Source organism: Amycolatopsis arida (genome assembly GCF_900115565.1).
GTDB classification, from domain to species: Bacteria; Actinomycetota; Actinomycetes; order Mycobacteriales; family Pseudonocardiaceae; genus Yuhushiella; species Yuhushiella arida.
Genome location: NZ_FOWW01000008.1, coordinates 194,585 through 210,512 on the forward strand (window position 1 = coordinate 194,585; position 15,928 = coordinate 210,512).

The window sequence follows — 15,928 nt, forward strand, 5'->3', positions numbered from 1 at the left end:
CGTCAGTGTGCCGCGCCCGCCCGCGCGGCCCGCGCCCGCAACGCCGCCACCGCCCGCGCCGGGTCGTCGGCGCCGTAGACGGCCGATCCGGCGACGAAGCAGTCCACCCCGGCCTCGGCGGCCCGCTCGATGGTCTCGTCGTTGATCCCGCCGTCGATCTCCACCAGCACGTCCAGGTGCCCGGTGTCCACCAGTCGGCGCGCGGTGCGCACCTTGTCCAGCGCCTCGGGGACGAACTCCTGGCCGCCGAAGCCGGGCTCGACCGACATCACCAGCAGCGTGTCGTAGTGCCGCAGCACGTCCACCACGTCGTCGAGCGGGGTGCCGGGCTTGATCGACAGCCCGGCCCTCGCCCCGGCGGCGTGCAGGTCCTTGGCGATCCGCACCGGGTCCTTCGCGGCCTCGGCGTGCACGGTGACGTTGTACGCGCCGGCCTCGGCGTAGCCGGGGGCCCAGCGCTCCGGGTCCTCGATCATGAGGTGGCAGTCCAGCGGCACGTCGGTGACCTCCAGCAGGGACCGCACCACCGGGAGGCCGATCGTCAGGTTCGGCACGAAGTGTGCGTCCATGACGTCGACGTGCACCCAGTCGGCGCGGGCGCGAGGGTCGAGGTCGTTGCCGGCGACAGCCTCGATCTCCGCGCCGAGTCGGGCGAAGTCGGCGGACAGGATGCTCGGGGCGATCATCGGTCGGGAGGACACGCGGGCGAGTGTACGAGGGGTCCGCACGCCCCGACGCGTGCGGACCCCTCGTCGGCGTGGCCGTCAGCTCGCGGGCCTGACTCCCCTCTCGTCGACCACCGCCGTGGTCACCGCGGTGAAGCTCATCGTGGTGCCGGCCGGGATCGCGCCGCTGTCCTCGACCAGGACCTCGCGCTCCCCGATGAACCGACCGGTCTCCGGGTCGATGATGATCTCCTCCCGCGAGGTGCCGTCGTCCATGCCGAGTGCCGTGCCGATCCGGCCGTCCAGGTTGGCCTGCCGGTCGGTCACCTCCAGGCCCGGAACCTTTGCCAGCGCCTGGTACAGCGCGGCCCGGACGTCCTTGGTGAGCAGCCCGCTGCGCAGCGCGTCGGCGGCGTAGACCAGCAGCTCGACGTCCCCCCGGTCGTTGTCCGGGGCGTCCGCGGCCAGCCGCTCGTACAGCGCCTGCGGGTCCTTCGGCAGGCTCGCCTGCCACTCGGCGGTGGGGTTCTGCCACCCGCCCGGCCGGGCGCACGGATCCTCGCCCTGCTCGGCGAAGAAGCCACCGCACGGCGCGCGCCACTCGCCCTCGGGCCAGCCACCCGTGGTGTCCACCCCGGCGGCCACGGCCTCCTGCTCGGTGCCGACCACCCACCGCCGCTCGCCGGTCACGTCCCGGCGCAGCAGCCACTCGTCGGTCTCCTTCGCCGGGGCCCAGGTCTCCAGCAGGTTCTCCGTGAGCCGGACGAACGTCCGCCCGTCCTTCTCCGTCATGGCGCTCCACCACGCCCGGGTGCCGACGTAGCGGTACTGGCCGGGGCCGACCGGATCGTCCACCGCGCCGATCGTGCTGACCGCCGCCCGGTCCAGGGCCTCGGCCGCCTCCGCGGACGCCGGTGGGCGCCCGCCGAACGAGACGGTCTGGGCGACCAGGACTCCGGCGGCCACCACCGCTACGGCCGCGGCGGCACCCACCCAGCGCCAGCGGCGCCGAGCCGCGTCCCGCCGACCGGCCGGCTCGGCCGCGGCGGGCTCCTCGGTGCCGGCTGGTTCGGTCATGGTGATCCCCTGTTCCTCGTCGGGCGCGGTGCGGGCCGGTGCGGCGCCGGTGCGCTCGGCGGCGGCCAGCAGGGTGGCGCGGGCCCTGGCCAGCGCGTCCTCGTCGGTGCGCGCGCCGGCGCCCAGCTCGGCCAGAGCCTCGTCGAGCTCGGCCTCGCTCCAGATCCGACGGATGGTGTGGTCGGTCATGACTGGTCCTCCTGCGCTGGGACATCGGAGGCCGCCGGCTGCTCGACGGCGTGGCCACGCAGCCGGCGCCGGACACGGTGCAGCCGGGAGCGGACGGTGCCGACCGGGATGCCGAGCGCCTCGGCCACCTCGGTCGAGTCCAGGCCGGCCCAGCTGGTCAGCAGCAGGGCGTCGCGGTCCCCGGCGTCGAGGTCGGCGAGCGCGCCGGCCAGCCGGCGGGCTCTGGCCTGCGCGTCGACCCGGTCGGCGACCCGGCTGCCGTGGTCGTCCCGGTCTCGGTCCCGCCGGCGGCGCGGGTCGCGGCGCGCAGGCCGCGCACCTCCTGCCGCACGTGACGGCGGAGCAGGTTGGTCGCGATCCCGTACAGCCAGGACCGGGCGGTGCCGCGGGCCGGGTCGTACCGCTCCCGGGTCTGCAACGCCACCAGGAACGTCTCGGTCACCAGGTCGTCGGCCACGTCGCCGATTCGCCGAGCCAGGTACCGGTGCAGCGGCCGGGCGTGCCGGCCGAACAGCCGGCCGAACACCCCGCCGGGATGCGGCCCCGTCAGGTCGGGCCGGCCGTCGGCGTCGGATCCGGAGTCGCCGGCCGGCACTTCTTCGGTGCTGATCCTCACGTCCGGTGTTGCCCGCGGCCGGCCGCCGCGTTCACGCGCCCGGACCGGGCAGCAGGTCGAGCACCTCGGTCCAGGGCCGATCCAGCGCCAGCCGGTGGGTGCGCACCCCCGCGCCGGCCAGCACGGCGAGGTGGTTCGACCAGGCCGGGTGGCGGTCGCGAGCGTCCCGCACCTGGTACCCGACCACCATGCGCACCCCCGGCTCACCGAGCGCGTCGCCCAGCACCGTGAGCGCCTGGTTGTCGGCGAGGCCGAGGGCGAGCTTCGCCACCGAGCCGGCGGTGGCCGGGGCGAACAGGAACACGTCGGGATCCGGATGCGGCCGGGGCTGGCCGGGCAGCCGGGACGTGCTGCGGACCTCGAGGTCGGTCAGCCCGCGCAGTCGGTCCAGCTCGCCGGTGGCGGCCAGCCACCGCGCCGCCGTGGGGGTGAGCGTGACGGCGAGCCGCCAGCCGCGCCGGGCGGCGGGCCCGGCCAGCTCGGCGCACAAGCGCGTCTCGACGCCACCGCACGAGCTGGCGACCAGTCCCAGCAGCCGGGTCATCGGCGCCCGCTACTCCGGCGCGCGCAGCACCGCGCAGAACATCGCGTCGGTGCCGTGCCGGTGCGGCCACAGTTGCACGTACGGTCCGTCGCCCAGCTGGGGGACGCCGGGGAAGAGCTCGCGGGCGTCGAGCGTGGCCGCCCGCGCCCGGCGGGCCGCGGCGGCGACGACCCCCTCGGTCTCGGCCAGGTGCGGCGAGCACACGACGTAGGCCAGCACGCCGCCCGGGCGCAGCAGCGCGAACGCCGCGGCGAGCAGCTCGCTCTGCAGCCGGGTCAGCTCGGCGACGTCGGAGGGGCGGCGCCGCCACCGTGCCTCCGGCCGCCGACGCAACGCACCGAGCCCGGTGCACGGCGCGTCCACCAGCACCCGGTCGTACCCGCCGGGCAGTCCGGACTCGCGGCCGTCGGCGACGTGCACGGTGACCGGCAGCCCCTCGATGGCCCGCTCGACCAGCCGCGCCCGGTGCGGTGCCTTCTCCACGGCGTCGACGGTGGCGCCGGTCGACGCGGCCAGCGCACCCCACAACGCCGCCTTGCCACCGGGGCCGGCGCACAGGTCCAGCCAGCGGTGGTCGGGCCCCTCGGCCGGGGCGGCCAGCGCGGCGAGGGCACAGAGCTGGCTGCCCTCGTCCTGCACCGCCGCGAGCCGTTCCCTGATCGGCTCGGAGTCGGCGAGGTCGCCGCCACTGGGCGGCAGGTGCACGCCGTAGGGCGAATAGGGCGCGACCTCACCGCCGGTGATCGCGGCCAGCTCCTCCGCGCTGATCTCACCGGGTCGGGCGACCAGGTGCACCGCGGGGCGCTCGTCGTCGGCCCGCAACGCGGCCGCCAGCTCCGCGCCGGTGTCGCCCAGCGCCTCGGCGAACGCGCGGGCGATCCACCGCGGGTGGGCGGTGCGTAGCGCGAGGCTGCCGATCGGGTCCTCGGTCGGGTCGGGGGCGAGCTCGGCCAGCCAGGTCTCCTCGTCCTTGGCCGAGACCGAGCGCAGCACGGCGTTGACGAAGCCAGCGACGTGCGAGCCGGCGTCCGCGCGGACCAGGTCGACCGTCGAGGTGACCGCGGCGTGCTCGGGGATCCGGGTGCGCAGCAGCTGGTACGCGCCCAACCGGAGACCGTCCAGCACCGCGCCGTCCACTTTGTCCAGTGGCCGGTCCAGGCAGGCGGCGATGATCGCGTCGAGCAGACCCTGGGCGCGGGCGGCGCCGTAGGTGAGCTCGGTGGCCAGTGCCGCGTCCCGGCCGGTGATCCGCCGCTCCCGCAGCAGTTCGGGCAGCACGAGGTTGGCGTAGGCGTCCCGCTCGCGAATGGCGTGCAGCACGTCCAGCGCGGCGCGGCGCGCGGGGTCGGTGGGCACGGGGCGGCGCGGGGCGTGCTCCCGGCGCCCGGCGTACTCGCGCCGGGGAGCCGGCCGGTTCCGTGGCCGGTCGCGTCGTTCCCGGTTCATGCCAGCCGCTCCCCCTGCTCGATCCGAATGCCGCGGGCCCAGTCGGTCGCGGCCATCCGCTTCTTGCCCTGCGCCTGCACCTCGCCGAGGCCCACCGGGGTGCTCGCCGTGCCGGCCAGCACCCGCCGGCGCTCGACCAGCAGCTCCCCCGGGGCCAGCGACGGTGCGTCCGCGGGGTCGACCAGGAACACCGGGCCCAGCTTGAGCCGGCTGCCGCGGAACTCCGCCCACGCACCGGGGTCCTGGGTCATCGCCCGCACGTGCCGGTCCACGGCGACCGCGGGCACGTCGAACCGGACCCGGGCGTCGTCCACGGTCACCTTCGGCGCGTAGCTCACCCCCTCGGCCGGCTGCGGAACGGCGCGCAGCGTGCCGTCCTCGATACCGTCCATCGTGGACACCAGCAGCGCGGCGCCGGAGTGGGCCAGCCGGTCCAGCAGGACGCCGGCGGTGTCATTACCGGTGATCTTCTCGGTGACCACGCCGTACACCGGCCCGGCGTCCAGCTCGTGGACGATGCGGAAGGTGGAGGCGCCGGTGAGCTCGTCGCCGGCGCGGATCGCGGCCTGCACCGGGGCGGCGCCGCGCCACGCCGGCAGCAGCGAGAAGTGCAGGTTGACCCAGCCGTGCCGGGGGATGTCCAGCGCGGACCGCGGCAGCAGCGCGCCGTAGGCCACCACCGGGCAGGCGTCCGGGGCCAGCGCGCGCAGCCGGTCGAGGAACGCGGGGTCGCCCGCGCGCGGTGGGGTCAGCACCTCGATGCCGTGCTCGTCGGCGAGCGCGCCGACCGGGGAGCGGACCAGTCGACGACCGCGGCCGGCGGGCGCGTCCGGGCGGGTCACCACCGCGACCACCTCGTGCCGGTCCGACGCCAGCAGGGCGCGCAGGGAGGGAAGGGCCGGCTCGGGGGTGCCGGCGAACACCAGCCGCATCACCGCACCCCGCGGCGGGTGGAGCTCGGAGAAGTGGACATCGCCGGCCAGTCTAGCCGGCGGACCTTTCCCGCCTGCGCCGTCACGCACACCCACGGTGGCACCGGATCGGCGGGGCGTCCGGCCCTGGCGTGCCTTCCCCGGGTGGTGTCCCATCGCCGCCAAGGTCCGCACGCCCCTGCCCACCGGGCCGGCTACGCGGGGGCCGGCGGGTGGAGCAGCGCGGCGACCTGCTCGGCCAGATCGAGCGCGACGGACCGTAGCCGGTCCGCCGGATCCGCGGCCGGGTCGTAGGCGGAGATCGTGGCGCTGACGACCGGGTGGGCGGCCGCGACCGCGGCCACCGCGTCGCGCACCCCGGCGGCGTCCGGGCCGCCCGGCACGGCGAACGGGTTGGCCCGGCCGACCGTGTCCCGGTCGTGCACGTCGAGGTCGAGGTGCAGGTGGATCCGGCGGACCGTGGCGGGCAGCCCGGTCAGCGCGGCGGCCATTCCGGCCCGGTTCACCCGGTCGGGCGGCAGGACGTGCAGCGCGCTGCGCTCGATGCGGTCCCGCTCGGCCGCGTCGACGTCGCGGATGCCGGCGAGCACGACGTGCCGTTCGGGCAGCGGCCGGAAGCCGGGCACGGACGCGGCCATCGGACGCCAACAGTCGCCGGTGAGCACGGCCAGGCCCATGCCGTCGAGGAAGCCGCTGGTGCTGGTCTCCGGGGTGTTGAAGTCGCCGTGCGCGTCGAACCACACCACACCGAGGTGGTCCACGTCCGGGTCACGCAGCCCCGCCACCACACCCACCGTGGTGTTGCAGTTGCCGGCGAGCACCAGTGGGGCGCGCCCGCCCGCGCGAACCGCCCGGACCCGTTCGGCCAGGGCGGCCTGCACGCGGAACGCGGACGCGATCTCGCCGGCGAACCCGTCCGCCGGGCGCACGGTCTCGGCGCGGGCGCCGGGCCCGGCACGGTCGAGCAGGCCGTGGTCGAGCAGGTGGCCCGGCCCCGCGCCCATCCGCTCCCCGGAGTGACCCGAGTCGTAGGGAACGGCGAGAACGGCGATCTCCGGTGTCGTCATCCACCCAACGGTAGCGGCGCCGGCGGGCCACCCGGAGCGATGATGCCAGTGCGCACGTTCAGGGCGGTGTACGCGGCGTGCCCCGCGGCGCGTGCGGCGGGCATGAGCTGGTGCGGCAGCATGGCCGCAGCCCAACTGTTCGCGCTGCCTTCCCGAGGGCTCATGATCAGTCTCCCGTCCTCGGCCTCGTACCGTGCGGGAGGCATGCCGTCGATCGGCAGGTAACGCCGGGCCAGGTCGAGCGTCCACAGCCCGTCGAGGTCCACGAGTGGGTCAAACGGGCGTTCGAGCGCGGGCACCGCCATGATCTCGCCTCCTTCCCTGCCCACATCGTGTCCGCTCCCGCCTGCCCGCGCGGCGGTTCCGGCGCCGTCACCGGTCCCAGGGCAGGCGTACCGGGAGCACGACCCTGGCGGACCCGCCGCCGCGGCGCTCGGGTTCCGTCGCGGCCAGCCAGCGGCCGTCGGGGAGCCGTTCGACGCCGGTGACCGCACCGATCTCGCTCGGCCGCTCGGCGAACCGGTGCCCCCTGGCGACCAGCCGCGCCGTCTCCGGCTGGGCCAGGAACGCCTCCTCGACCTGCGTCCTGGCGCTGTTGCGCTGCGAGGCCCGCGGGGCGGCGATCGCGTCGGCCAGCGGGAGGTCGCGGTCGAGCCGGCCGGTGAGCACCTGCGTCACGGTGGTGATGATCGACGCGCCGCCCGGGGACCCGAGCGCGAGCAGCGGTCGGCCGTGGCGCAGCACGATGGTCGGCGCCATCGACGAGCGCGGCCGCTTGCCGGCGGCCGGCAGGTTCGGGTCGGGCACCCCCGGGGTCACCGGGGTGAACGAGAAGTCGGTCAGCTCGTTGTTGAGCAGGAAGCCCCGGCCCGGCACCACCATGCCGCTGCCGCCCTCCTGCTCGATGGTGAGCGTGTAGGCCACGACGTTGCCCCACCGGTCGGCGGTGGTCAGGTGCGTGGTGTGCTCGCCCTCGTACGGGGTCGGCGCCGCGGTCGCGGCCTGGGCGCACGGCTTCGGGTCGCGCGGATCGGCCGGCGGCACCGGGCTCTCCAGCGCGCGGGCGGGGTCGATCAGACACGCCCGGGTGTCGGCGAACTCCTGGTTGAGCAGCTCGCGGGCCGGCACGTCCACGAACGCGGGGTCGCCGATCCACCGGTTGCGGTCGGCGAAGGCCAACCGGGTGGACTCGAGGAAGTAGTGCAGGTAGTCGGTGCGGTCAAGGCGGCCCAGGTCGACCGTCTCCAGGATGTTCAGCGCCTCTCCCACGGTGATCCCGCCGGACGAGGGCGCCGGCATGCCGTACACGTCCAGCCCCCGGTACCGGGTGTGCGTGGGCTCCCGCTCGACCGTCCGGTATCCGGCGAGGTCGGCCTCGGTCATCCCGCCGGGCCGGACGGTACGGGTGGCGTTGGGGTCCACCGGCGGCCGCCGCACGGTGTGGGCGATGTCGGCGGCCAGCTCGCCGTGGTACAGCGCGGCGGTGCCGGTCGTGGCCAGCGTGGCGTAGGTGTCAGCGAGGTCGGGGTTGCGGAACCGCGACCCGACGGCCGGCGGGGCGCCGCCGGGGAGGAACAACTCGCGGGTGGCCGGGAAGTCGCGGAACCGGTCGGCGTTGCGGGCCACCTGCTCGTGGAAGGTGGAGTCCACCGCGAAGCCGCGGCGGGCGAGGTGCTCCGCCGGTCGCAGCAGCGCCGGCAGCGACCGGGTGCCCCACCGGCGCAACGCGTCCCGCCAGGTCGCCGAGGTGCCCGGAACCCCGACGGACAGGCCGCTGGTGACCGCCTCGGCGAACGGGATCGGTGCCCCGTCCTCGACGAACAGGTTCGCGTCGGCCGACGCCGGCGCGGTCTCCCTGCCGTCCAGGGTGTGCACCCGGCCGGTGGCCGCCTCGTGGAACACGAGGAACCCGCCCCCGCCGATGCCGGCGGAGAACGGGTCGGTGACGCCCAGCGCCGCGGCGGTGGCGACCGCCGCGTCCACGGCGTTGCCGCCCTGGCGCAGCACGGCGAGCCCGATGGCGGAGGCGTCGGCGTCGACGCTGGCGACCGCGCCGAGGTAGCCGGTGGCGACCGGGGACTTCGGCTTGGTCGGCGCCGTGGCCGGGGTCGCCGTGGCCGGGGTCGCCGTGGCCGGGACGAGCAGGACCGCGGCGAGCAGCGCCAGCACGGCGCGGCGCGGCAGGCGCGGGCGGCGGGAACGCGGGAGGGGAGGCAGCGGGGACATGCCGAGAAGTCTGACCGGTGCCGCCCCGGGCAACAAGCCCGTCGGGCGAGCCACCGTGGCGGCCGACGGCACCGGGTTCGCCACCGCGGGCCCGCGGTGGCGAGGTCGCGGTGGCGAGGTCGTCTCGCCAGGGCCGCGATGCCGAAGGCACGTCGGCACGGGCCGCGCCGGCCGGCCACGTTCGCAGAGGCGCGCCGCCGGCCACACTCGCACGGCCGCGCCAGCCGGCCACGTTCGCCGGGGATGGTGGCCGGGGATGCTGGCCACGGTGCCCGGCCGCGGTGGCCGACCGTGTCGCCACGACCGCCTCGCGAGGGTCGCATCGGCAGCGCCATCGGCAGCGAACACCGGCACGGGCGTCGTAGCACCGCCCATCCGCACGGCCGAAGCCGCGCCGCCGAAGCCACGCCGGCAGGGACCACGCCGGCATGGACCACGCCGGCCGACACACTCGCACGGCCGAGACGGCCAGCCACGCCTCGCCGGCGACGCTCGCCGGCGAGCCGGCCGGCCGAGTGGGCTGGCCGAGTGGGCTGGCCGTGTCGCCACGCCCGCGTCACGAGGGCCGCGGCGGCCGGCCATGTTCGTCGGCCATGTTCGTCGGCCATGTTCGTCGGCTGGGTTCGTCGGCTGGGTTGGGCGGCTGGGTTGGGCGGGAGCGGTGGAGGGGCCGCGTCCGCGAGGGCCGCATCGGTAGGGGATCGGCAGAGGGCATCGGCACAGGGGGCATCGGCAGGGGCATCGGAAGCTCCAGCCAGCGGCGTCGCCAAAGCCGCGCTGCCGGGCCCTGGCATCGGCAGGGCCGCGCTGCCAGGGGCCCCTCGGCCGGCCACGCGGCCGCACCGGCGGAGCGTCCTCAGTCGGGTGTCGCCGCTACGCCGACCGCCTCGGCCGGTTGTCCACATCACCCGAACGGCATCCACAGATTTCCGCGACACCCGTCGCGGGCCGCCTCACCCGATACGCTGCGACCAGGACCGGCCCCCGGGGCGGGTGGGCTCCGCCGTCACCCGCGAGATTCTCACCCGCGACTCACCTCGGCCCAGCTGACACCGGTCGGCGGGGAGGAGCGGCCGGGGTCAGACCAGCTCGAGTGGGTCGAGCTGGATGCGCACCGGGTCGGGGTCCTTCCGGGCGCTGCGCAGCGCGCTCACCGCGTGCAGCGCCGCCGCCAGCGCCCTGCCGTCGCCGCGCGGCACCCGCACCAACACCCGCTCCCGCTCGGCGTCGCCCTCGGCGTCCACCTCCCCCACCGGCACCGGCCCGAGCACCTCCGCCGACTCCGGCAACACCACCTCGGCCAGCACCGCGGCCACCGCCTCCGGAGCGCCCTCCACGCTGGCCATCCGCACCGCCGGCGGGAACCCCAACTCCGCCCGCTCCGCCAACTCCAGCTCCGCGTGCCACGCCGGATCCCACCGGATCAACGCCTGTACGGGGGCCAGCGCCGCGTCCGCGCCGACCACGACCCTGCCACCGGCCGCGGCGGGCCGGACCAGCGCCGCGGCCGCCATCCACCGGCGCAGCGTCTCCTCCGCCGCCCGCAGGTCCTGCCGGCCGAGCAACGCCCACCCGTCGAGCAGCAACGCCGCGCCGTACCCGCCCTCGGCCACCGGCTCGGCGCCCGGCGTGCACACCACCAGCGCCGGCTCCCCGGACACCGCGGCCAGCACCTCCCGCGCACCCGAGGTGCGCACCGGCACCCCGGGGAACGCCCGGCCCAGCTCCTCGGCCGTCCGCCGAGCCCCGACCACCACCGCGCGCAACCGGCCGGACCCGCAGGCCGCGCAGCGGACCGTCGCGTCCGGCACCCCGCACCACCGGCAGCTCGGCGGCCGGGTCGCGCCGTCCGACCCGGTGCCGGGCAACGCCAGCGGGCCCGCGCAGTGCCGGCAGCGGGCCGGTGCCCGGCACCGCCCACAGGCCAACCCGGGCACGTACCCGCGCCGCGGCACCTGCACCAGCACCGGGGCACCGCCGGACAGCGCTCCGCGGGCCGCCTCGAAGGCCACCGCCGGCAACCGCGCCGCCCGCGCGGCCTCGTCCCTGGCCACGTCGAAGTCCTCGCCGAACGGCGTCACCCTCGGCGCGGCGGCCCGCACCTCGGCCCGCGCCGCGACCACCGGGTGCGCCCACCCCGAGTCCAGCAGCGACTGCCCCTCGGCGGTCCTGGCGAACCCGGCCACCACCAGCGCCGCGCGGTCGGTGTGCGCGCGCAGCGCCAGGACGTCCCGCACCTGCGGGTAGGGCATGTGCGGATCGACGTGCAGGTCGTCGCCGTCGTCCCACACCACGTACAGCGCGGGGTCGGCCACCGGGGCGAACATCGCCGCCCGCGTGCCCACCACGACCCGCACCGCGCCGCGGCGCACCGCCAGCCACCGCCGGTACCGCTCGGCTGGCCCGAGCTCCGCGGCCAGCGCCACCACACCCTCGGCGCCGACCCGCTCGGCACACGCCGCGTGCAACCGGGCGAGGTCGCGGCGATCGGGCACCACGAGCACGGCCCCGCGGCCGGCGGCGGCGACCGTCGTGGCCAGGTCGGCCAGCCGGGCCGGCCAGTCCTCCCCCGGCAGCGCCTGCCACACGGCGTGCGCGGCCCGGCCGGCGGCGAGCGCGTCGAGCAACGCCGGCCCGCGCGGGTAGCGCGCCCAGCCGGCCCGATCGGGCGCGGCCGGCGGCGGGGCCGGCTCCCGGGTCGGCTCGCCCTCCACCTTCGCGTGCCGCGGCGGGATCGCCAGCCGCAGCACGTCGATGAGCGTGCCGCCATAGCGGTCGGCGACCGCGCGGGCCAGCCGAGCCAGCGTCGGGCCGAGCACGGGCTCGCTCGACGTCACCCGCTCCAGGAACGCCAGCCGGCCCTCGTGCTCGGTGGTCGCCGCCCGCTCCAGCAGGAACCCGTCGACGAGCTGGCCGGCGAAGCGCACCCGCACCCGGCAGCCGGGCACGGCCGCGTCCGCCAGCTCGACCGGCACCTGGTAGTCGAAGGTGCGGTCCAGGTGCGCCAGCGGCACGTCCACCACCACGCGGGCGACCGGGTCCACCTCCGCCGGTCGCCGCTGCCCCCGCCGGTCGGCGGCACGCGACCGGCGCGCCCCGGACCGCGCCGGCTTCTCCGGCCTGGCCGGCCCGCCGTCGGCCTTCGCACCACCCGAGCGCCGTACCGTGCCGGACCGGTCGGCCGGCAGCTCCCACAGCGGGGTCGGTTCGGGACGGGACACGCCGGGCGCTCTCCCGAGCGACTCAGGCGCCGACCGCGGCGCGCAGCGCGTCCACCCGGTCGGTGCGCTCCCACGGCAGGTCCAGCTCGGGCCGGCCGAAGTGGCCGTAGGCGGCGGTCTGCCCGTAGATCGGGCGGAGCAGGTCCAGGTCGCGGATGATCGCCGCGGGCCGCAGGTCGAACACCTCGGTGATGGCGGCCTGGATCTTCACCGGGTCCACCGTCTCGGTGCCGAAGGTCTCCACGAACAGCCCGACCGGCGACGCCTTGCCGATGGCGTAGGCCACCTGCACCTCGACCCGGGTCGCCAGCCCCGCGGCGACGACGTTCTTCGCCACCCAGCGCATCGCGTAGGCCGCCGAGCGGTCCACCTTCGACGGGTCCTTCCCGGAGAACGCACCGCCGCCGTGCCGGGCCATGCCGCCGTAGGTGTCGACGATGATCTTGCGGCCGGTCAGCCCGGCGTCGCCCATCGGGCCGCCGATGACGAACCGGCCGGTGGGGTTCACCAGCAGCCGCACGTCCGAGTCGTCCAGCTCGATGTCGCCCAGCACCGGCGCCACCACGTGCTCGCGCACGTCGACGCCGAGCATGCTGTCCAGGTCGATGCCGTCGGCGTGCTGGGTGGACACCACCACCGTGTCCAGCCGCACCGCCTGCTCACCGGCGTACTCGATGGTCACCTGCGTCTTGCCGTCCGGCCGCAGGTAGGGCAGCACGCCCTCCTTGCGCACCGCGGTGAGCCGCTGGGACAGCCGGTGCGCCAGCGCGATCGGCAGCGGCATCAGCTCCGGGGTGTCCGAGCACGCGTAGCCGAACATCAACCCCTGGTCGCCGGCGCCCTGCCGGTCGATCTCGTCGAGAGCGTTCTCGAGCCGCGACTCGTACGCGGTGTCCACGCCCTGGGCGATGTCCGGCGACTGCGACCCGATCGCGACGTTCACCCCGCACGAGTTGCCGTCGAAGCCCTTGGCCGACGAGTCGTAGCCGATCCGCAGGATCACGTCCCGGACGATGGTCGGGATGTCGGCGTAGGCCTCCGTGGTCACCTCGCCGGCCACGTGCACCTGGCCGGTGGTGATCAACGTCTCCACCGCCACCCGGCTGCGCGGGTCCTTGGCCAGCAGCGCGTCCAGGATCGAGTCACTGATCGCGTCGCAGATCTTGTCCGGGTGCCCCTCGGTCACCGACTCCGACGTGAACAGCCTGCGATTCGACGCGGTCAACGCTCGTCACATCCCTCTGTCGACCGCGGCCGGGCACGGCCGCGGTGATCCTGCAGTCCTTCCGCTGAAAGCTCTACCGGACAGCGTACTGGCCCAGGCTGGAGGCACGGTCCAGTCGCGGCCAACTCCCCGCCGAGCAGGCTCAGCGGCCGGCCAGCAGGTCGGCAACCGAATCCCACATGGCGGACGCCAGCTGCGCCTTCGAGCCCAGCGGGATGGGCCGCTCCGCCCCGGTGGCCGACAGCAGCCAGCCCGCGTTGTCCTCGACCTCGAACGCCCGCCCCTCGCCGACGGCGTTGACCACGAGCAGGTCGCAGCCCTTGCGCTTCAGCTTGGCCCTGGCGTGGTCGAGCACGTCGCCGCGGTCGTCGCCGGTCTCCGCGGCGAATCCGACGACCAGCTGTGCGCCACGCCGCCGCTCGACCAGCTCGGCGAGGACGTCCGGGTTGCGGGCCAGCACGATGGTGGGGTCCGGCTCCCCGTCCCGCTTCTTGATCTTGTGTTCGGCCCTGCTGGCGGGCCGGAAGTCGGCCACCGCCGCGGCCATCACCACCACGTCAGCCCGCTCGGCGGCGGCGTGCACGGCGGTGCGCAGCTGCTCGGCGGTGGACACGGACACCACCTCGGCCCCCGCCGGCGCGGGCAGCGCCACCGTGTGCGCGGCCACCAGGGTGACCTCCGCGCCGCGCTGCGCGGCCACCCTGGCCAGCGCGTACCCCTGCTTGCCGGACGACCGGTTGCCGAGATAGCGCACCGGGTCCAGCGGCTCGCGGGTCCCGCCGGCCGACACCACCACCCGCACGCCCTCCAGGTCACGGCGCAGCGCGGTCGGGTCGGCCAGCAGCAGCCGGGCGAGGTCGACGATCTCCCTGGGATCGGCCAGCCGCCCCCTGCCGGTGTCGACGCCGGTCAACCGGCCGGAGTCCGGCTCGGTCACCACGATCCCGCGGGAGCGCAGCAGCGCCACGTTGTCCCGGGTGGCCGGGTGCTCCCACATCTCGGTGTGCATCGCCGGGAAGAACGCGACCGGGCACCGGGCGGTGAGCAGGGTGTTGGTGAGCAGGTCGTCGGCCAGCCCGTGCGCGGCCTTGGCCAGCAGGTCCGCGGTGGCCGGCACGACCAGCACCAGGTCGGCCTCCTGGCCGACCCGGACGTGCTGCACGCGCGGAACCTCGGTGAACACCCCGGTGTGCACGGGATGGCCGGACAGCGCCTCGAAGGTGGCGGCGCCGACGAAGTTCAGCGCGGCCTCGGTGGGCACGACGCGGACGTCGTGACCGGACTCGGTCAGGCCGCGCAACACCTCACACGCCTTGTAGGCGGCGATGCCGCCCCCGACGCCGAGGACGACGCGCGGCCGCTCGCGGGACTCGGCCCCGATCACTCGCCCTCGGTGTGCTCGAGCAGGCCGGCGTGGATCTCCCGCAACGCGATCGACAGCGGCTTCTCCCGCGGGCCCGGCTCGACCAGCGGTCCCACGTACTCCAGCAGGCCCTCACCGAGCTGCGCGTAGTAGTCGTTGATCTGCCGGGCACGCTTGGCCGCGTAGATCACCAGGGCGTACTTCGAGCTGACCTTCTCGAGCAGGTCGTCGATCGGCGGGTTGGTGATGCCTTCCAGCTTCTCGCCGTGTGCGCTCAGCGTAATCGCGGTCACTCGTGCTCCGATGCGTTCTCGCCGACCACGGGGGTCGGCGGTGGTGAGACGTTTCGTCAGGTCGCCATCAAGGTTAGCAACTCGCGCGCGGCGGCCCGCACGTCGGCGTTGACTACGGTGGCGTCGAACTCGCCGGCCGCGGCCAGCTCGCGCTCCGCCTCGGCCAGCCGCGCCCGCACCGCCTCGCTCGCCTCGGTGCCCCGCCCGGTCAGCCGGCCCACCAGCTCCTCCCAGGACGGCGGCAGCAGCATCACCAGCCGCGCGTCGGGCATCGCCGCGCGCACCTGCCGGGCGCCCTGCAGCTCGATCTCCAGCACCGCCGGCCGGCCGGACCGCAGCGCCTCCTCCACCGGCGCGCGGGGGGTGCCGTAGCAGTTGCCGGCGAACTCGGCGTGCTCGAGCAGCTCGCCGCGGTCCACCATGCGGTCGAAGGTCTCCCGGTCCACGAAGCGGTAGTGCACGCCGTCCACCTCGCCGGGCCGCGGCGGGCGGGTGGTCACCGACACGCTGAAGTAGATGTTCGGGTCCAGTCGACGCAGCTCGCTCACCACGCTCGACTTGCCCACCCCGGAGGGGCCCGACACGACGGTGAGCCGGTGCCGGGAAGGCACTCCCGGCACCGGCTCACCATCGGACGTGCGGCCGGCTGCCCCGCCGGCTCGGGATGGGGCGTCGGGTACCCCGTTGCTCACTGACCGCTGAACTCGGCCAGCAGCGCCTTGCGCTGCCGGTCGCCCAGACCCCGCAGCCGCCGGCTGGCGGCGATCTCCAGCCGTTCCATGGTCTGCTGCGCCCGCACCTTGCCGACCCCAGGCAGCGCCTCGAGCAGGGCAGACACCTTCATCTTGCCGAGAACCTCGTCCTCGTCGGCCTGCTTCAGCACATCGGCCAAGGTGGTGCCGCCCCGCTTGAGCCGCTCCTTGAGCTCCGCGCGGGCGCGGCGGGCGGCAGCGGCCTTCTCCAGCGCCGCAGCACGCTGTTCCTCGGTGAGCTGGGGAAGTGCCACGTTTTCCTCCGGTTAATAACTCAAATTCTGGTGGGTGTCGCGACCGTACCGACCCGCG

16 protein-coding genes are annotated in these 15,928 nt (G+C 75.8%); all 16 read right to left on the reverse strand.

Translation table 11 applies throughout. The features are described 5' to 3' along the window. Positions 1 to 2: 2 nt before the first annotated feature. Entirely contained in the window at positions 3 to 686 is a 684-nt protein-coding gene (rpe, locus tag BM051_RS21745) for a ribulose-phosphate 3-epimerase (RefSeq protein WP_092533512.1), read from the reverse strand. Between the two features lie 78 nt (positions 687 to 764). Continuing rightward, positions 765 to 1,931, reverse strand: a complete 1,167-nt coding sequence (locus BM051_RS21750; protein WP_092533515.1) for a CU044_5270 family protein — start codon at positions 1,929 to 1,931, stop codon at positions 765 to 767. After that, a complete protein-coding gene (locus BM051_RS30705) occupies positions 1,928 to 2,143 on the reverse strand; it encodes a sigma factor-like helix-turn-helix DNA-binding protein (RefSeq protein WP_424923304.1) in 216 nt (71 codons plus the stop codon). Before BM051_RS30705 ends, BM051_RS21750 begins: the two co-directional genes overlap by 4 nt. Continuing rightward, positions 2,089 to 2,547: an RNA polymerase sigma factor gene (locus BM051_RS21755; RefSeq protein WP_424923302.1), complete on the reverse strand. Its 459-nt coding sequence runs from the start codon at positions 2,545 to 2,547 to the stop codon at positions 2,089 to 2,091. Before BM051_RS21755 ends, BM051_RS30705 begins: the two co-directional genes overlap by 55 nt. Before the next feature lie 31 nt (positions 2,548 to 2,578). Further along, complete coding sequence (locus BM051_RS21760; RefSeq protein ID WP_092533518.1) at positions 2,579 to 3,091, reverse strand: flavoprotein; 513 nt, start codon at positions 3,089 to 3,091, stop codon at positions 2,579 to 2,581. A 9-nt stretch (positions 3,092 to 3,100) separates the two neighbouring features. Continuing rightward, entirely contained in the window at positions 3,101 to 4,537 is a 1,437-nt protein-coding gene (locus BM051_RS21765; protein ID WP_092533521.1) for an RsmB/NOP family class I SAM-dependent RNA methyltransferase, read from the reverse strand. Next, the gene (gene fmt / locus BM051_RS21770) at positions 4,534 to 5,469 is read right to left on the reverse strand and encodes a methionyl-tRNA formyltransferase (protein WP_092533524.1); all 936 of its coding nucleotides are present in this window, start codon (positions 5,467 to 5,469) and stop codon (positions 4,534 to 4,536) included. The genes BM051_RS21765 and fmt overlap by 4 nt, the downstream gene beginning before the upstream one ends. A 194-nt stretch (positions 5,470 to 5,663) precedes the next feature. Beyond that, a complete protein-coding gene (locus BM051_RS21775; RefSeq protein ID WP_092533527.1) occupies positions 5,664 to 6,536 on the reverse strand; it encodes an arginase family protein in 873 nt (290 codons plus the stop codon). Then, a complete protein-coding gene (locus tag BM051_RS21780) occupies positions 6,533 to 6,841 on the reverse strand; it encodes a hypothetical protein (protein ID WP_092533530.1) in 309 nt (102 codons plus the stop codon). The genes BM051_RS21775 and BM051_RS21780 overlap by 4 nt, the downstream gene beginning before the upstream one ends. A 67-nt stretch (positions 6,842 to 6,908) precedes the next feature. Continuing rightward, positions 6,909 to 8,762: a gamma-glutamyltransferase gene (gene ggt, locus BM051_RS21785; protein ID WP_092533533.1), complete on the reverse strand. Its 1,854-nt coding sequence runs from the start codon at positions 8,760 to 8,762 to the stop codon at positions 6,909 to 6,911. Between the two features lie 1,079 nt (positions 8,763 to 9,841). Next, positions 9,842 to 11,983, reverse strand: a complete 2,142-nt coding sequence (locus BM051_RS21790; protein ID WP_243859687.1) for a primosomal protein N' — start codon at positions 11,981 to 11,983, stop codon at positions 9,842 to 9,844. Between the two features lie 22 nt (positions 11,984 to 12,005). Next, positions 12,006 to 13,208, reverse strand: coding sequence for a methionine adenosyltransferase (gene metK, locus BM051_RS21795; RefSeq protein WP_166677801.1), 1,203 nt, complete (start codon positions 13,206 to 13,208; stop codon positions 12,006 to 12,008). 142 nt (positions 13,209 to 13,350) lie between these two features. Then, on the reverse strand, positions 13,351 to 14,592 hold the full coding sequence (coaBC, locus tag BM051_RS21800) for a bifunctional phosphopantothenoylcysteine decarboxylase/phosphopantothenate--cysteine ligase CoaBC (RefSeq protein WP_243859688.1): 1,242 nt from the start codon (positions 14,590 to 14,592) through the stop codon (positions 13,351 to 13,353). Beyond that, positions 14,589 to 14,864, reverse strand: coding sequence for a DNA-directed RNA polymerase subunit omega (gene rpoZ, locus BM051_RS21805; protein ID WP_092533537.1), 276 nt, complete (start codon positions 14,862 to 14,864; stop codon positions 14,589 to 14,591). The genes coaBC and rpoZ overlap by 4 nt, the downstream gene beginning before the upstream one ends. A 56-nt stretch (positions 14,865 to 14,920) precedes the next feature. Further along, complete coding sequence (gene gmk, locus BM051_RS21810) at positions 14,921 to 15,484, reverse strand: guanylate kinase (RefSeq protein ID WP_177216984.1); 564 nt, start codon at positions 15,482 to 15,484, stop codon at positions 14,921 to 14,923. A gap of 68 nt (positions 15,485 to 15,552) precedes the next feature. After that, the gene (gene mihF / locus BM051_RS21815) at positions 15,553 to 15,870 is read right to left on the reverse strand and encodes an integration host factor, actinobacterial type (protein ID WP_092533543.1); all 318 of its coding nucleotides are present in this window, start codon (positions 15,868 to 15,870) and stop codon (positions 15,553 to 15,555) included. Positions 15,871 to 15,928: the final 58 nt, after the last annotated feature.

Excerpts from the sequence above, each read along its gene's own strand:
- rpe (WP_092533512.1), bottom strand. The coding sequence starts at position 686 with ATGATCGCCCCGAGCATCCTGTCCGCCGACTTCGCCCGACTCGGCGCG.
- BM051_RS21750 (WP_092533515.1), bottom strand. The coding sequence starts at position 1,931 with ATGACCGACCACACCATCCGTCGGATCTGGAGCGAGGCCGAGCTCGAC.
- BM051_RS21760 (WP_092533518.1), bottom strand. The coding sequence starts at position 3,091 with ATGACCCGGCTGCTGGGACTGGTCGCCAGCTCGTGCGGTGGCGTCGAG.
- BM051_RS21765 (WP_092533521.1), bottom strand. The coding sequence starts at position 4,537 with ATGAACCGGGAACGACGCGACCGGCCACGGAACCGGCCGGCTCCCCGG.
- fmt (WP_092533524.1), bottom strand. The coding sequence starts at position 5,469 with ATGCGGCTGGTGTTCGCCGGCACCCCCGAGCCGGCCCTTCCCTCCCTG.
- BM051_RS21775 (WP_092533527.1), bottom strand. The coding sequence starts at position 6,536 with ATGACGACACCGGAGATCGCCGTTCTCGCCGTTCCCTACGACTCGGGT.
- BM051_RS21780 (WP_092533530.1), bottom strand. The coding sequence starts at position 6,841 with ATGGCGGTGCCCGCGCTCGAACGCCCGTTTGACCCACTCGTGGACCTC.
- ggt (WP_092533533.1), bottom strand. The coding sequence starts at position 8,762 with ATGTCCCCGCTGCCTCCCCTCCCGCGTTCCCGCCGCCCGCGCCTGCCG.